The organism is Sphingobacterium sp. N143, assembly GCF_030325625.1.
In the GTDB taxonomy this organism is placed as follows: Bacteria; Bacteroidota; Bacteroidia; order Sphingobacteriales; family Sphingobacteriaceae; genus Sphingobacterium.
On record NZ_JACAIS010000003.1, the window covers coordinates 591,539 to 607,260 of the forward strand.

A 15,722-nucleotide genomic window follows, 5' to 3' on the forward strand; every position below is an offset into this window, starting at 1 on the left:
GCATCAATGGATGCTTTTCGCTTTGAATTGCACTTTTTGCCCAAAAAAGTTTATTAACCTTGTGCACGGCATATTTTGAGCAACGAAAACGTGTAAACATGAAAAAAAGCACATCCTGATAGGCTGTGCTTTTCTTAAAATATGTGAGAGATATATTTTAAAACTGTTTTCTAAAACTTGTCGGTGACATTCCGGTATGTTTTGTAAAAAAACGGACGAAATAGGCATCGTCTTCGTAATTCAGGGTGTAGGCGATCTCTTTAACATTCATCGCCGTATGTGCTAAAAGACGTTTACTTTCCAGTATGATCCGGTTTTTTATAATATCGTTTGGCGTCTCTTTACTGACCAGGCTAATCTTTTTACTGAGATTTTTAGGCGTAATACAGAGCATATCTGCATAGTCGGCCACGGTATGCAGTGTTTTGAAATGCTGTTCGACCAGCTTACTGAATTTCCGTAAAAATTGAACATCAGTCTGGCGCATATCGTCAGCCAATTGATGCTGCTGCTTCCAGATACGTGTAGATTTCAGGATGATCAGTTTCAACAATGTCCGCAGCATTTCTTCGGAACCGGAGTCTTCATTTTTCAATTCTAACTTAATATCGTGGATGATCCTTTGGATCTCAGCAGACTGTTCTTCATTCAGGCTTATAAATGGAATTTCAAACACATTATTATATAGGATACCATCGCAGGCGACTTCATGATCGTGAATTTCTACACAATAAAAGTCTCTGTTAAAATGCATCAATTGTCCTCCTATAGTTTCACATGGTTTTAAAATTACATGGGGATTTATGAACAGTAACGTATCCGTTTTCATTTCAATCTCCTGAAAATCCACTTGGATAATGGCGTTCCTGGGAATGAACAATACTTTAATATGATCATGTATTGTCGTGAGAGAATCGTTTTGTTCGACGGATTTGTTAAATTCTAAGTTGCCAAATTTTTTGAATGAAAATTCCTTTATCATATATGATGTGAAAGATGACTGTGTTAATACTTTAACTAAAAATTCTGATGTAAAAATAGGAAATAAAACACCAGACATACTATTACAACATCTCATTTTCCAATATTACACCATTTTCCAATTTGCTTTGAGATGGTTAATAAATCTAATCACTTAATTTTCTGCAACAATGCTTATTTACACACATATAATAAAACAAAGAAAGATTAATTATTCCTCGGTTAACCTCAGCACACAATTTCCGAAAAGGACTCGGCATCTATACTTTTATTGCAGATCTACAATATCAAGATTTTATCCCATCTTTAAATTGGATAAATAGTATTGACAATGAGCGAAAGTTTTATCCGAGAATACGTTATAAGGACCTTATATTGACAAGAGCCACTTGGAAGTTGCCAGCATTCCCCAACAATAGTCATGAACATTCAAACGAAAATTGGAGAATCTGAAGAAAACATTCGGCTTACCTCAGAAAGTAGTTATTATAGAGGCGATAATGAATTGTTAATCGATTTTTCAAATAAAATAGGTATTGATTATCACGTATTCGTTTTCAGACACTAAATAAAGAGGTTTGTTCCGTATAGGTAAAAAATCAAACTCTTCTATGTTTTCTTTGTTTTCCTCGATATCATTCTGATGGTTATATAATTCCAGAAAGTCTTGACTCACTTTATCTTTTCCATTTATCGTAATTGCATCACCATTGCAAAGCATTAATAGAGGAAATATTTTAGTAGCGTAGTCTTGAAAACTACTAATTTGCTTAGACGCGAGATATAGCTGAAATAAATTATTATTGTATGATCGAATGAATTCCATACAGTGTTTTACCTTTATCAATTGATAAATTGCTTGCTCAAGATTAAAATAACTAAAATCATAACTACTTATTAATGAGGTAGTAGATAACCAAGTAGCGGTTAATATTCCGGAATATCCCTTCTTTTTGTAAAATAGAATTCATGACTGCAATCATCTTCAGTGTAAGCGTTTTCCCATAAGGTTTTAAAATAGCCTTTGGCTCCCTGGCATCGTAATCGAAAACTTTTGAAAATACAACTATAAGAGACATTCTGAGTTTCGAGTGAGCTGACATACAAAGCTTTAAAGGTTAATAATTAATCATTTAATAATAAAAATACGACTATTTTACCATTTTTTTTAGTAAATTCACATTAGATATTAAACCCAATTAATATGAATGTCGCCAATTTATATATCCGAGTCAGCACAGATGAACAAGCAGAGAAAGGGTACTCTCAAAGAGATCAAGAAGAACGCTTAAAAAAATTCTGTGAAATAAATAAGATCACAATCCGTCAAGTAATATTCGAAGATCATTCTGCAAAAACCTTTGATCGTCCAGAATGGAAGAAAATGCTTCTTGACTTAAAAAAAATAAAAGAAAGTCCAACATTCTATTATTCACAAAATGGGATAGGTTTAGTCGAAATGCAGGAGATGCATACCAGATGATCAGCCTATTAAGGTCTCTAGGAGTAGAACCTCAAGCTATCGAGCAACCGCTTGATTTATCAGTTCCGGAAAACAAAATGATGTTGGCGTTCTATTTAGCAGCTCCTGAAGTAGAAAATGATCGTAGAGCGTTAAATACGACTAATGGTATGAGAAGAGCGCGAAAAGAAGGAAGATGGATGGGCCCTGCACCAGCTGGTTATAAAAACTGGTTAAATGAACATGGGAAAAAGTCTATTGAGCTTAAAGAACCCGATGCATCACTTATGAAATGGGCATTTGAAGAACTGGCTAAAGGTGTATACAACACACAACAGATTCATCTTAAAGTGAGAGAAAAAGGCCTTGATATCTGTAAAGCTTATTTTTGGAAGTGTATTAAAAATCCTGTATACTGTGGCCGAATTGTAGTCCCTGAATATGAAGGAGAAGAAGAATATACTGTAAAGGGGCAGCATGAAGCCATTATTTCTGAATCTACATTTAACAAAGTTCAGGATATTTTAGACAAAAGAAAAAGAAAGAAGTACCGAACAAAGATTGTCACAAGAGAAGAATACCCACTAAGAGGATTTCTACTATGTCCTATATGTTCAAAACCATTGACCGCAAGCAAATCTAAAGGTTACAGTCAACATTATGCCTATTATCATTGCAAACTCCAATGTAGGCAAAGATTTAATACGGAAATAGTCCATCAAAAGTTTGAACAAGAGCTTGAAAAGTATGAACCTAGAGCTGATATTATTGGGTTATACACGACAATTTTACAAGAGCTATATACACAAAGAACAAAAGGAAATTTTACAGAAAAAGCTGAAATTGAACGAAGAATTAGAACCCATGAGGATAACACATCTAAAGCAAGAGATCTGTTAATTAGAGGAGACATAGACCCGCAAGATTTTAAAGAATTAAAACTAAAATACACTAGTGAGATTAGTGAGCTTGAAGACAGACAACAAGCTTTAAAAAATGCACGGGGGTCAATGGACAATTTTCGAACGGAAAGTATCAGTAAGTTCAAAAATATGGCCTCTATTTACAGGAAATGCAATATCGAGCAAAAACGTAAACTAATCAGTTCGATTTTCCCCGAAAATTTGACGTTTTCAGGAACAAGTTTTCGAACTGCTAGGGTTAACCATTTCTTGCACTATATCTATCTGATTAATAACGAATTAAGTCCAAAAAAAAAGCAGACAAAACTCGATTTTAAAGAGTTGTCTGCTAAAGTGCCCAGGAGCAGATTCGAACTGCCACGCCCATACGAGCGCCACCCCCTCAAGATGGTGCGTCTACCAATTTCGCCACCTGGGCTCATATTCTCCTTTGGTCTCACAAAAATAAAGATTTTTCCTTCTTTTGCAAGGCCTAAAACGTATTTTAATGCTTTATTTCACTAAATTCCTGTTGATCAAGGTTCTAATTACACCATCTACCAGCCCGACCCGCGGTACAATAATTTGTTTGAGCTTACCGTACTTCATAATGGTCAGGAAGATTTCACTTGCAGGAATAATTACATCCGCTCTATCCTCATTGAGACCGAGCAGGATAATACGTTCTTTTAAAGAAAAAGAGGACAAATGTTCATATACTGCCTTCAATTTAGCATAAGATAAGGGTTTATCTACCTTTTCATTCGACAAACGGGCAAGTTTATTGATATTCCCACCGGTTCCTATGCCAACTACCTGTTTATACATATGGGTGTTACTCCGCACCCATTCTTTAAGCTCATCCCAAGTTTCGGCCTTGTCCTGATTATCCAGGATACGGATTGTTCCCAAATTGAAAGACCTGGAATTAACCAAAACCCCGTTGGCAAATAAAGACAATTCTGTACTCCCCCCGCCTACATCAATATACAGATATACTTTATCCTTTTCCATCTTATTATCCCAATGGCTATTGTAGATGATTTCCGCTTCCTTGGCCCCTTCAATAATATCAATATGGATTCCGTTTTTTTTGATCTCAGCAACAATATCAGCACCATTTTTTGCATCCCGCATTGCCGAAGTCGCACAGGCCATATAATCTTCTACATGATACACATCCATCAGTTCACGAAATGCTTTCATGGTTTTTATTAGACTCTCGGCTTTCCTTGGCGAGATTTCCTGGTGGATAAATGCATCATCTCCCAACCGTAATGGAACCCGTAGAAGCGTATTCTTTTTAAAATTGTATTGATCTTTGTGGCCTATGATATCAGCAATCAAAAGACGGACAGCATTGGAACCTATATCTATTGCGGCGTATCTCACTTTATATTGTTTCTTAATATTATCTCATTAAATCATGCTAAAATAAACACAGTTATTAACAACTATATTATATAAATATTAAGTTATTATTAATTTAACAACTCAACAAATAGGATGTAAAAAAAGGAACACAAACCGAAGTGAGTGTTCCTTTTTCTTTATGTACATCATTATTTAGTGATGACCATGTTCTTCAACTTTTCCACCAGCCAACTGATAGATTTCTTCTACTTTCTTCAAAGATTCTTCTGAAAGATGAATAACCTTCTTGTTGGTATTAAGTTCTTCACGGGTCAATCGACTATTGATCTCCCCTTGTTTTTCCACAACTAAAGCTAAAAATGCTTTATCATTGAATACAGCCGCACTATCAGCACCTATTACTGAAGCAGGAGCTTGAAATGCAGGTATGCCACGTGCTGCATCGCCAACATGCAATTCTTTAGCCAAGCCATCCAGTTCAGGCAAAACACTTGCATACGCCTCTTTAATCTTCGCTGCTACATTCTTTACGTCCGCTGAAGCAGATTGTTTAGCAGCCAAATCCGCAAGATTTATTAAATAGCTTCCATTTTCGCCTACGAATTTAATCATCGCAAAAGCATCACCATCTGCTAAAGATGCATTGGCATATTGACGCTGTCTATCTGCAGCTGTCTGACCACAAGATGCAAATAATGTACTCGCACACGCCGCAACAATAAATAACTTATTAATCTTCATATCAATTTTGTTAACTATACAAAAGTAGATAAAATATACATTCTTCGAAACCTTATGATCGAAAAGAAGCAAAATTACGCAACATTTCTTCCTGCATTGACTACCCCGAATATGGTACGCGCAATCAATTTGGCATAATCCGCACGTTGGGCCTCATCCAAGTGGTCAGCATTTAATGCCCGGATAGCATAGTGCTGTATCACTAACAGTGGCAATACAATACCTTCCCGCGCTAAAATAGACTCCCGATCCACTGGATAGTTCTCCATCAATTTTGAAGTACCACTAAGTTTCAGTAAATATTCTTTGGTGATCTGATATTCAGCGTGTAGGTTTTTCCAAAATTCACCATACACCGCATCATCTTTCATATAGGCAGTGATATCAAAATTGGATTTGGTCATTGACATCATGCAATTATCGATCAATGTCTGGAAAAATCCGGAGGAAACATACAATTGCTGTACATCCTTCCAAAGATTGTTCTTCTCTGCCCATTGTAAGGCTGTTCCCACGCCGTAGAATCCTGGAATATTTTGCTTTAACTGACTCCATGATGTCACGAAACTAATTGCCCGAAGATCTTCTAAGCGTAATTCACGACCCGAATTCCGTTTTACCGGCCGGCTTGAAATATTGATCGATGAAAGGGCTTTCAATGGGGACAGGGTCTCCAGATACGGTAAGAATAGCTTGTTCTTCCGCAGGTCCATAAATTTATGGTGGCTCAATTCAGCCAATTTATCAATAATCTCCTGTTGATGCTTGGTCAACGTATCTCCGGATCGCTGTTTCAAATCTGAAATAATGCCAGCATGCAAGAGCTGTTCAAGGTTAAATCGTGCCGTATCCAAGGAACCATATTGGCTACTGATCGTCTGCCCCTGAATGGTCAACTGAATATGATCGTTAGCTATTTCTTTACCCATTGACGCATAAAAACGCTGTGTTTTACCTCCACCACGTGCTGGTGGGCCACCGCGGCCATCAAAAAAGACAAGATCAACATCATACTCACGTGAAATAGCCGTTAATTCAATTTTCGCCCGGTAGATAGACCAATTAGCCATCAAATAACCACCATCCTTTGTACTGTCCGAATAGCCCAACATAATGGTCTGTTTATTGCCACGACGTTTCAGATGAGCCTTATATTCTTTATTGCTGTATAATGTTTTCATGACATCTGCTGCTCTTGTCAAATCGTCTACTGTTTCAAACAAAGGCACAAAGTCAATCGTCAACGCATCTTTCTTCCAGCCAGACCATAGGAACAACTGTCGCAATCCCAAGATGTCACTTGCCTGCTGACAATTACTGATGATAAAACGCTGTGCAGCTCTTTCCGAACCCGCGTGTTGGATTTCCTTCAGTAATTTGATCACACCTGAAGTATCCTTGGTCAATGGGTCAGCATCCTCGTCCACACTTAGATCAAGCTCTTTAAATTTCAGTGCCTTTTGCTTCTCCACTTCACTCAGTTCTAGATAATTCGAGGGCATTCCCGTTTCTACCTGATACTGCTGAATGAGATGATCTGTTGCTTCACGTAGAATACGACTATCTTGCCTGATGTCCAATGTCGTAAAGAAACAGCCAAATGTCATCACCTTACGGAGCAGATCGTCTACAATCTCTACAAAGAGACCATTATGATATTCTTCCAGCACATTTTTGATCGCTTTCAGATTTGTGATGATATTATCAGTTTCATCCTCAGGATGCTCAACCGGATTAAAGCTATTCTCATAAAACAGGGTCTGTAAATTTTCCATATACTCTTCCACTCCCCTGAAAGTAATACGACGTCTGACGATGCGGAAGTCCCTATAATAACATCTAAATAGAATCGTACGCAATAGAGCTGCCACTTTCTTTGTGCTTTCCACACTCACATTCGGATTACCATCCCGGTCACCTCCAGGCCAGAAACCTAACTCAATCAGTTGCTTCACTTCCTCTGTATCCACATCCAGCTCATCATCGATAAAGGATTGGATCTCTGAGGCAACCTTATAAAATACATTCTCCAAGAACCAGGCTAAACTAGCAGCTTCGTCAACTGGAGTTGGTTTATTTTTATTTATAAAAGGTGTTTTACCCAACTGTTGCAACAATAAGTGTATGCTATGGATATCATTGGTTTTAATGGCATCGATTAAATCATTGATGATGCCCAATACCGGCCCAGGATAGAATTGTGTCGGGTGCGCCGTAAGGACCAACCGAACAGAAAAATCCTTTAATTTGGAAACAATCTTACGCCGCATATCCCTATTACCCTCAGCATTTTTGATCAATGCTCCCAAAACATTCTCATCATCGCCCCTTCCCACCATCTGAAATGAAGAATCTTCTATCGCATCAAATAAAACCACTTGGCGCTCGATATACTGCACAAAACGGAATAATAAATCAATACGCTGTTCTTCTGACGCAAACTCTTCATGCTGATCAAAAAAGCTCTTGATTATTTCATCTGGAGTCAAATGTTGGTCGACACCCTTTTCGCATTGCTTTGCAAAAAATGGCAATAAAGTACCGGTATCTTTAACACGTTGAAATGGCAATGTTAAAAACAAACTTTTAAAAAGTTCAAAGCGTGTCAATACCTCGTCCTGAAAGACGGCCTCATTTTTACTTTGCTTCATATTTAAATCTTTGAAAATGGTCAAGAGAGTTTAGGTGACTCTTGAATCTCTGTAATATTTCTGAAATTACCCTACGAGCCAAATATAGCAATATTATACTTAAATAAATAAAACAATATAAATTAATCAAGAAAAACATCAAAATATTATAAACATATTAATAAAATTTAGTAATTTCTATTTTTTGCTATTTCTTTACAACAAAAGTGGAAACCACGGGCTTATATTGCCTTATCTTGTATATTTGTGCTATTATACATTATGAAACAGACACAAGAAATAAAAAGTTTTTTCTATAGTCAATATTTTGCTGATGGACTCCGAATTACAATCGGGTGCATTGTGCCTGTCCTCATTTTTGCTACCTTCGGTCAGTTTACAAATGGCACGATTGTATCTTTAGGAGCACTTTTAGTTGGTCTTTCGGATACTCCTGGAGCACCCAGTCACCGACGTAAAGGGATGTTTGCTGCCACTATACTGACCACATTAACATTTATTCTCACCAATATTGTCAATCAGAATGTATATCTCCTGGCTGTTTTTATTGGTGTGGCCTGCTTTATCTTTGCCATGTTTGCGGTATTCAATGGTCGGGCAGCCAATGTAGGTTTGATGTGCATTTTGATGATGCTCATCCATGTGCAGATACATTATCCATTTGAGCAGGCTATCAGCTACCTCGGCTTCTTTACCCTTGGAGGACTTTGGTACATTACCATAAGCCTCTCGATCACACAAGCACGCCCGTATAGGCTGGCCGAACAAGAACTCGCCGAAACAATCCGATATGTCGCTGAATACATACGATTGAAGGCCAATTTCTATGACGCCAAAATCGACAATGATAAAAATTACCTCAGGTTGATTGATAAACAGATTGAAGTTAATCAACACCAAGAGAATGTAAGGGAACTCCTATTTCAGAGTAAGCGCTCGATCAAAGACACCACAAAAGTGGGGCGTTACCTGACATTAATCTTTAACGACATCGTAGACCTGTTTGAACAGAGCATGGCCGCACACTACGACTATAACACAATCAGTGAAAGATTTGGCCCTACAGGTATATTAGATGATTTTAGAAATATTATCCTAAAATATACAAATGAGCTCGACAATTTAGCCTATCAGCTCAATACCAATGTGCAGCCAAAGCCACTTTACGACTTTGATGCAGACCTGAGTCACTTGCACGCAAAAATCGATCAGCTCGACAAGGAACAGCAATACAGCACCTTTGCTTTGCGCAAAGTATTGATCAATTTACGGGATCTTGTCCACCGGATGAAAAATATCTATGGCTATTCCCATTTACAACCGGATGATGTCAAAAAGAAAGAAATCGATGATGCGAAACGTTTTGTTCAAAGTTCGGCTATTGATTTTAAAAAGTTCCGTGAAAACCTTACTTTAAAATCTACCATCTTTCGCCATGCCTGCCGTATGGCAATTGTCATGTCCTTATCCTATTATATATTCGAGGTCACCAACATTACCAACAATGTGTACTGGATCCTGCTCACGATAATGGTTATCTTAAAACCAGGATTTGGCCTGACAAAAGAACGGAACATACAGCGCCTCATCGGTACGACGATTGGCGGTCTGATTGGTGCCGCAATCTTATTGACGATAAAAGACCCAACCATACTCTTTGTCCTATTGATTTTCTTTTTCTTGACTGCCTACAGCTTATTCAGGGTCAATTATGTCGTTGCAGTATTGTTTATGACGCCCTATGTCCTGATTATGCTTAGCTTTGTTAGCTCCAATACCTTAGAAGTAACCAAGGAACGTATCTTAGACACCTTTATCGGTGGGATGATTGCTTTTCTTTCGAGCTATATCATTTTTCCAAACTGGGAAAGTATGCAGGTCAGGGAATCCATGCGGAAATTATTGATTGCCAATTACAACTATATTTTCCAGGCGTTGAAAGAAATTGCTGGCCAGGCTCCCACGATCACCGACTACAAACTTGCTCGGAAGGCCGTTTATGTGGAAACAGCCAATATGGGATCCACCTTCCAGCGTATGTTGACGGAGCCCAAAAAAAGGCAGAAATACAGTAAAGAGGTCAATAAATTTGTCATATTTAACCATATCCTTGCTTCGTTTTCAGTCACTCTGATGAATCATCTGGATGCCATGGACAACAATTATCTCAACAAAGACCATGTCAGAACCATACGAAAAATACTAGGCTCATTAGCCCAGTCAATTCAATTGCTCCATTCATCAGATTCCAGCACCAGCTTTGACCCGCTGGATATTGAAATCCCCAATGACCGCTTTGAAAACACAGATATCAATTCAGTCGACGGCAAACTTTTGGATGAGCAATTGGATTTTTTATATAAAATTGCCCAGGATTTACACAAAATCGTGCAAGATCTTCACAACAAAAGCATTGCGGAACAGGAAGCAGAATTAACTAAAGTATTAAGTTGATTTATTCTCAAAATTCCCGAAATTTACACTTATGAGCGAAAATACATCAGCATTTTACGATATTATCATTGTTGGAGGCGGACCAATAGGCTTAGCATGTGCTTTAGAAGCCAAACAGGCAAACTTAAAATACCTTATCCTAGAAAAAGGTTGCCTCGTAAATTCCCTCTACAACTACCCTCAAAATATGACATTCTTCTCCTCTTCCGAAAGGCTCGAAATTGGGGATATTCCCTTTGTCACCACAAATCCAAAACCCAAAAGAATGGAAGCCTTAGAATATTACAGGCGGATACAGCAGAAATTTGAATTGGACACACATCTTTTTGAGGAAGTTCTCGACATCAAAAAAAACGACAATAACTTTCTGGTCGAAAGTAATAAAAGGTCTTATACGGCTAAAAAAGTCATTATTGCAACTGGTTTTTATGATATCCCCATGCTACTTGACATACCTGGTGAGGGGCTCAATAAAGTTAGACATTATTACAACGATCCACACTACTACAGCGGCCAAAAAGTAATTGTGGTCGGCGCAAGCAATTCATCAATAGATGCAGCATTAGAAACCTTTCGTAAAGGAGCAAAGGTTACTTTAGTGATCCGGGGAAATGAAATCAGCCCAAGGGTAAAATATTGGGTAAAGCCCGATATCGAAAATAGAATTGCAGCCGGAGAAATTGATGTGCTTTACAACAGTGCATTAACATCGATTACCGAAACGAACGCCACTATTCAAACGCCGACAGGCATCATTGAGATTGAAAATGATTTTGTACTTGCGCTTACAGGATACCGGCCAAATTTTGCCTTTCTAAGGAAGATAGGAATTGATATACCAAACCAAGCCCCCTGCATCCCGCATCACAACGAACAGACTATGGAAACCAATATTGAAGGTCTATATTTAGCAGGTGTAGTCTGCGGAGGATTAAATACCCACCTGTGGTTTATAGAAAATTCACGGATCCACGCCCAACAGATAATTGGACATATACAATCTACCTGGGATTGATGATCAATGGCGCTGATACCGCAGGCCATTCAGAAAGATTCGCATCATTTTCTTCTGTAAACTGAGAATATGATCGAATTCTTCTTTGGTTGGAAATAACATATTTTTCATATCCTTCAATATCCCCATTCGCATGCCAAATAATGAATATAAAAGAATACGCGCCGTTTCGTTCAGATCATCGACTTGAATCTCACCAGCTCCTATACCAATCTGTAGAATTTTTTCAATAATTTCAACCTCCCGAAGATACGACTCCTTGAATACCCGCTCCAGTTCATCCGGAAGTTCTTTTACCATCTTCATGGTGTATTCAAACAGATTGTAGTATTGGTTGATAATCTTCACCCGCATATCAATAGAATACATCATGACTTCCTCAAAGTTCCCTCCCTGATCAATCACTTCCTCAATATCTTCGATCATCCTGTCGATCACATATTCAAAAACAGCAGAATACAAACTGTTCTTATCCGGGAAATAATAATAAAGCAGTGCTTTTGAAAAATTAAGATCTTTTGCTATCTCGGACATCGTCGTCTTAGCCATTCCAAAATGTGCAAAGCGCCTTGTTGCAGCCTCCAGAATCTTGATTCTTTTTACATCAGCATTCTTCATTAAACTTATATTTTTTATCGTTAAATAAACGGTTTATACTATCTTTACCGATTATCAAGCTAAAGATAGCTGATTTATTTGAATTTCTGAAAATTAAAGTCAACATGGAGTTAAACATTCAATCGAATATATCTTTAAAACCTTTCAACACGTTTGGAATAGAAGAAAAGACAAGTTTTCTCATCGAAGTGAATGACAATGAAACATTGACCCAAATTTTTAAAAAAGGAATTTTTCAAGAGAATTTTTTCGTTCTTGGCGCTGGGAGCAATGTTCTGTTTACCAAACCTTTTGAAGGCTATATCATTCGCATGAACAGCAAAGGTATACAGTCAAAAATTGAATCAGATCACGTATATGTGACCGCCAAGGCCGGGGAGATCTGGAATGACTTTGTGTGGCATTGCATAAAAAATAATTATGCCGGTATAGAAAATATGGCGCTCATACCAGGTACTGTCGGTGCCTCACCTGTGCAGAATATTGGAGCCTATGGCACTGAATTGATGTATGTATTCTACGAATGTGAAGCTTTCGACACCCAAACTGGGGAATTCACAACCTTCAAAAAACAAGACTGTGATTTCTCCTATCGGGACAGTATTTTCAAATCCAAATACAAAGGCCGTTTTATTATTACCCAGGTCACTTACAAGCTCAGCCGTATACCACATATCAATAGTTCTTACGGTGCAATTGAGGCCGAACTTACCAAAGAAAATATCAGTCAGCCTACTATCGCCGACATCGCAAATGTAGTATCACGTATCCGTGTAGAAAAACTCCCCGACCCCAGTACTGTTGGCAATGCAGGGAGCTTCTTCAAAAATCCCATAGTTTCCGAAAAGACCTTTAAAAGGTTACAAGCACAATATCCTACAATACCACATTATCCCATGCCAAAAAATCAAACAAAATTAGCTGCTGGATGGTTAATAGAACAATGTGGTTGGAAAGGAAAAGAATATGGGCAAGCAGGTGTATGGAAAAATCAGGCACTTGTACTAATAAATAGACAAAACGCTACAGGACAGGAGATTTACCGCCTTTCCGAACAGATCATCTGCGATGTAAAACAGAAATTTGATATCATACTGGAACGCGAAGTTAATTTATTATAAAAATATAAACATAGTACCTTTGGCTTTTTTTAGGTTTAATGAAGAACAAATTAGCTTCTATTTCCGCTCTAACATCACTTTAGGCTAATCTTATTTACTCAGGGTTAAGCTGCGCACTCGATTGCTCTTCTTAAAATAATCTTAAAATTACATTAAGAAATCTAAACCTTTCGATTTTGGCGCATTATTTGCCTCATACTTAATGAACCGTATTTTATAAACTTACTGTTTCTCAAAAAGAACAGTTATAATTCATTAAGCTATGACAAAGAATGAATTTGATAACATGGTTATTGAGCAATCGGACTCATTAAAACTCTACGCCAGAAATTTTACCAACGATTATGAAGATGCGAACGACCTCGTTCAAGACACCATTCTCAAAGCTGTAACCTATTTCAAAAACTTCAAAGAAGGCACCAATTTAAAAGGATGGCTCTACACCATTATGAAAAATACATTTATAAATAATTATAGACGTATTGTAAAAACAAACTCTTTTATTACAAAAGATGAGGATATTTCTAGTTCCAATCTTCTTATTTCAGCCTCCAGCAATCAAGGTGAAAGCAAATTTGTCATGGAAGATATCCATGAAGCACTTGATAATCTTTCTGAAGAATACTACATTCCCTTTTCTTTATATTTCGAAGGTTTTAAATACCATGAGATCTCTGAACATCTCAATATCCCGATCGGAACGGTAAAAACAAGAATACATGTTGCTAGAAAGCTCATGAAACGATCGTTATCTGCTTATAAAGTAGCCTAGTTTTTCCCTATATTCGCCTTCTTGCAATATAAATGATGAAGGAAGAATTACCGGAATATAGTAAAAGCCAACTGGCATTACGAAATGGTCAAGATAAACCACAGATTTGGATCGCCTACAAGGGCTACATCTACGATGTTGGAGAAAGCAGGCTTTGGAAAAATGGCATGCATTATGAACACTGGGCTGGACAGGATCTAACTGAGGAGCTATATGATGCTCCTCATTCAGATGCTGTATTTTCAAGATTCCAGGTTGTCGGCATATTGAGGAGTCTATAGAAATTCATGTTATAGATTAAACTGGGATAAGGCTACAAATGCATTCAATCGTTTTTGTATATCTTCATCAGTGAGATTGATCAAACGTTCAGTGCCAAATTTTTCCACACAGAACGATGCAAGCGCAGATCCAAAAATCAGTGCATTTTTCATATTGTTAAAGTTGATACTTTTCACTTTGGCCAAATAACCAATAAAACCGCCAGCAAAAGAATCGCCGGCTCCTGTTGGGTCAAATACATCCGCCAAAGGCAGAGCAGGGGCAGAAAATATCTGATTCTCTCCGAAAAGGAGTGCACCATGTTCTCCTTTCTTAATGATCAAATATCTTGGTCCCATTTCCAGGATAATCTGAGCAGCCTTAACCAATGAATATTCACCCGAAAGCTGTCTAGCCTCAGCGTCATTGATCGTCAGGACATCAACTTTTTGGAGCACTTGCTTCAGGTCATCAAGAGCAACATCCATCCAGTAGTTCATTGTGTCCAATACCACTAATTTAGGTTTTTGTTTCAAACGAGACAATGTCGTCAACTGTATTTGTGGGGTCAGATTCCCCAAAAGAAGGTATTCACAATCTTGATAGCTTGCAGGAATAATAGGATCAAAATTAGCCAGTACATTTAAATCTGTAGCAAGGGTATCCCGGCTATTCATATCATTATGATATCTTCCCGACCAGAAAAATGTTTGCCCTCCCGGAATGATCTGCACACCGGATACATCGATTCCCTTATTTTTGATGATTTCCAGGTTATCGTTTCCAAAATCCTCCCCTACGACACTCACTAATTTAATTTGATCACATAAATAGGATGCCGCTAAACCGGCAAAAGTACCGGCACCACCTAGAATTTTGTCAGTTTTACCGAACGGTGTTTCTATTGCATCAAATGCCACCGTACCAATAATTACTAAACTCATAGTTTTTTAATAAGTATGGTAAACAAAAAAACCGGCATAAAGCCGGTTTCAATATTGCTCCTGAAGCTGGGCTCGAACCAGCGACCCTCTGATTAACAGTCAGATGCTCTAACCTGCTGAGCTATTCAGGAATTTTATTTTCTGCGAGAAACTCTTTTCCCGTCGAGTGTACAAAAATAGTACATTTAAATATCATTTGCAAATAATATAACTATTTGCTGTATTGCTCCTGAAGCTGGGCTCGAACCAGCGACCCTCTGATTAACAGTCAGATGCTCTAACCGGCTGAGCTATTCAGGAATAATAAAAAATTGAATATTTTAAAAACTCCGGTTATGTAAGTTATTAAATTGCTCCTGAAGCTGGGCTCGAACCAGCGACCCTCTGATTAACAGTCAGATGCTCTAACCGGCTGAGCTATTCAGG

Annotated in this window: 13 protein-coding genes, 4 tRNA genes and 1 pseudogene; 8 read left to right on the plus strand and 10 right to left on the minus strand. The window is 37.9% G+C overall.

From position 1 onward, the window contains the following. Window positions 1–157: 157 nt before the first annotated feature. On the minus strand, window positions 158–982 hold the full coding sequence (locus tag HX021_RS08780; RefSeq protein WP_286589805.1) for a helix-turn-helix domain-containing protein: 825 nt from the start codon (window positions 980–982) through the stop codon (window positions 158–160). Between the two features lie 212 nt (window positions 983–1,194). On the opposite strand from HX021_RS08780, the gene HX021_RS21690 reads away from it, so the two are divergent. From HX021_RS21690 to HX021_RS08790, 3 genes and pseudogenes are all read left to right on the plus strand, one after another. After that, on the plus strand, window positions 1,195–1,434 hold the full coding sequence (locus tag HX021_RS21690) for a lantibiotic dehydratase (RefSeq protein WP_353621028.1): 240 nt from the start codon (window positions 1,195–1,197) through the stop codon (window positions 1,432–1,434). 751 nt (window positions 1,435–2,185) lie between these two features. Further along, window positions 2,186–2,464: a recombinase family protein gene (locus HX021_RS08785; RefSeq protein ID WP_286589806.1), complete on the plus strand. Its 279-nt coding sequence runs from the start codon at window positions 2,186–2,188 to the stop codon at window positions 2,462–2,464. Next, a pseudogene (locus tag HX021_RS08790) lies at window positions 2,404–2,919 on the plus strand (recombinase family protein); the annotation flags it as partial. The gene HX021_RS08785 and the pseudogene HX021_RS08790, both read left to right, overlap by 61 nt. A 781-nt stretch (window positions 2,920–3,700) precedes the next feature. On the opposite strand, the gene HX021_RS08795 reads toward HX021_RS08790, so the two are convergent. From HX021_RS08795 to HX021_RS08810, 4 genes are all read right to left on the minus strand, one after another. Beyond that, window positions 3,701–3,784 (minus strand) — tRNA-Leu (locus HX021_RS08795). Between the two features lie 74 nt (window positions 3,785–3,858). Continuing rightward, window positions 3,859–4,737, minus strand: a complete 879-nt coding sequence (locus tag HX021_RS08800) for a Ppx/GppA phosphatase family protein (protein ID WP_286589807.1) — start codon at window positions 4,735–4,737, stop codon at window positions 3,859–3,861. A 174-nt stretch (window positions 4,738–4,911) separates the two neighbouring features. Then, window positions 4,912–5,460, minus strand: coding sequence for a hypothetical protein (locus tag HX021_RS08805; protein ID WP_286589808.1), 549 nt, complete (start codon window positions 5,458–5,460; stop codon window positions 4,912–4,914). A 74-nt stretch (window positions 5,461–5,534) separates the two neighbouring features. Next, window positions 5,535–8,111, minus strand: coding sequence for a phosphoenolpyruvate carboxylase (locus HX021_RS08810; protein ID WP_286589809.1), 2,577 nt, complete (start codon window positions 8,109–8,111; stop codon window positions 5,535–5,537). A gap of 261 nt (window positions 8,112–8,372) precedes the next feature. On the opposite strand from HX021_RS08810, the gene HX021_RS08815 reads away from it, so the two are divergent. Together HX021_RS08815 and HX021_RS08820 are read left to right on the plus strand one after the other, a co-directional pair. Further along, complete coding sequence (locus tag HX021_RS08815; RefSeq protein WP_286589810.1) at window positions 8,373–10,565, plus strand: FUSC family protein; 2,193 nt, start codon at window positions 8,373–8,375, stop codon at window positions 10,563–10,565. A gap of 31 nt (window positions 10,566–10,596) precedes the next feature. After that, window positions 10,597–11,580 (plus strand): YpdA family putative bacillithiol disulfide reductase, encoded by a 984-nt coding sequence (locus HX021_RS08820; protein ID WP_286589811.1) that lies wholly within the window; start codon window positions 10,597–10,599, stop codon window positions 11,578–11,580. A gap of 3 nt (window positions 11,581–11,583) precedes the next feature. Here HX021_RS08820 and HX021_RS08825 read toward each other — a convergent pair whose 3' ends face one another. Then, entirely contained in the window at window positions 11,584–12,198 is a 615-nt protein-coding gene (locus HX021_RS08825; RefSeq protein WP_286589812.1) for a TetR/AcrR family transcriptional regulator, read from the minus strand. Between the two features lie 104 nt (window positions 12,199–12,302). Between HX021_RS08825 and murB the strand changes: the two genes are divergently transcribed. From murB to HX021_RS08840, 3 genes are all read left to right on the plus strand, one after another. Beyond that, complete coding sequence (murB, locus tag HX021_RS08830) at window positions 12,303–13,319, plus strand: UDP-N-acetylmuramate dehydrogenase (protein ID WP_286589813.1); 1,017 nt, start codon at window positions 12,303–12,305, stop codon at window positions 13,317–13,319. A gap of 262 nt (window positions 13,320–13,581) precedes the next feature. After that, window positions 13,582–14,091 (plus strand): RNA polymerase sigma factor, encoded by a 510-nt coding sequence (locus HX021_RS08835; RefSeq protein ID WP_286589814.1) that lies wholly within the window; start codon window positions 13,582–13,584, stop codon window positions 14,089–14,091. Window positions 14,092–14,126: 35 nt separating this feature from the next. Continuing rightward, window positions 14,127–14,372 carry a cytochrome b5 domain-containing protein gene (locus tag HX021_RS08840; protein ID WP_502959002.1) on the plus strand — a complete coding sequence of 82 codons (246 nt, stop codon included), beginning with the start codon at window positions 14,127–14,129 and terminating at the stop codon, window positions 14,370–14,372. A 9-nt stretch (window positions 14,373–14,381) separates the two neighbouring features. Here HX021_RS08840 and HX021_RS08845 read toward each other — a convergent pair whose 3' ends face one another. From HX021_RS08845 to HX021_RS08860, 4 genes are all read right to left on the minus strand, one after another. Continuing rightward, window positions 14,382–15,296: a PfkB family carbohydrate kinase gene (locus HX021_RS08845; protein WP_286589817.1), complete on the minus strand. Its 915-nt coding sequence runs from the start codon at window positions 15,294–15,296 to the stop codon at window positions 14,382–14,384. Window positions 15,297–15,353: 57 nt separating this feature from the next. Next, window positions 15,354–15,427 (minus strand) — tRNA-Asn (locus HX021_RS08850). A gap of 95 nt (window positions 15,428–15,522) precedes the next feature. Beyond that, window positions 15,523–15,596 (minus strand) — tRNA-Asn (locus HX021_RS08855). A gap of 53 nt (window positions 15,597–15,649) precedes the next feature. Continuing rightward, window positions 15,650–15,722, minus strand: a tRNA-Asn gene (locus HX021_RS08860).